Raw genomic sequence first — 977 nt, 5'->3', positions numbered from 1 at the left:
TCCTTATCCGGCTCAGAAATTTTTACTGCGACTCACACAATACATCTGCTTGGTCAGCTTTTGATGAGCTATAGTGGCTCAACTGGGTTTTTGCCTCCACCACGGCAAAAAGAAAGAAGTGGGCCACCACGCCCACTTTCTCCCCAGAACTCTCCTCTAGCACGAGGTATTTTTTGTTTACCCCACCCACACAAGAGGGGGTGAAGGCATCATATCACCCCCCCGGCTCCTCAAAAGTGAAAGCGAGCTACAGGCCGAGCTAATCGCCCGCGCCCCGGTCTGGGCCTTGTGTGGAGATGCCCCACATGAAGCCGCCCGCGAGACTTCGCGTAGGCCCGCAGAGTACGCACTAGCACAGCGTTTTTGCCAACTCAACCCACGCGGCAGGGTGGGGAACATCGTGCTTGACCTTGACCACGAGGCCGGGTGTATCTGGCCGGATGCCCCGCAGCCGACCTACACCGTCATCAACCCCCAGAGCGGCCACCAGCAACCGGGCTACCTGCTGGCCGACCCGGTGGCGGTAGGCGGCAAGGCGCTACAAGCCCCGTTAAGGTACTTGCAAGATATCCGCAAGGGTCTAACCCGCGAATTGTCTGGCGACCCCTCTTACGGCGGTCTGGTGAGCCGGGGGCCGTATCATCCCGACCACATCACCCGGCTAGTATCGGGCCGCATCTGGACTTTGGGCGATTTGCTGCGGGAACTGCCCCCCATGCCAGGGCTGAGCCGGAGGGCGGCCACCATCGCCGCCGAGGACGCAGACCGCGAGGGCCGGAACTGCGCGGCGTTTGAGGCGCTGCGCCGCGAGGCGTACCGCCTGCACGACCAGGGCGTGAGCGGGGCGGCACTGGTGCGCCAGGTGCAACACCAGGCCGAGGCCCTGAACCGGGACACTTTGGCCTGACCTGAGAATCGGAACCAAAACCTGCGCTAAGGGAATATTCCTGTTGTAATTCTTGTTATCACAGGATTTT

The 977-nt window shown here is 61.0% G+C and carries 1 protein-coding gene; it reads left to right on the top strand.

The features are described 5' to 3' along the window. Positions 1-286: 286 nt before the first annotated feature. Complete coding sequence (locus tag QZ269_RS13210) at positions 287-907, top strand: replication initiation protein (RefSeq protein ID WP_291427158.1); 621 nt, start codon at positions 287-289, stop codon at positions 905-907. Positions 908-977 lie beyond the last annotated feature (70 nt).

This window comes from Deinococcus sp. (genome assembly GCF_018260405.1).
GTDB lineage: Bacteria > Deinococcota > Deinococci > Deinococcales > Deinococcaceae > Deinococcus.
This window is presented reverse-complemented; position numbering and strand designations above follow the sequence as displayed.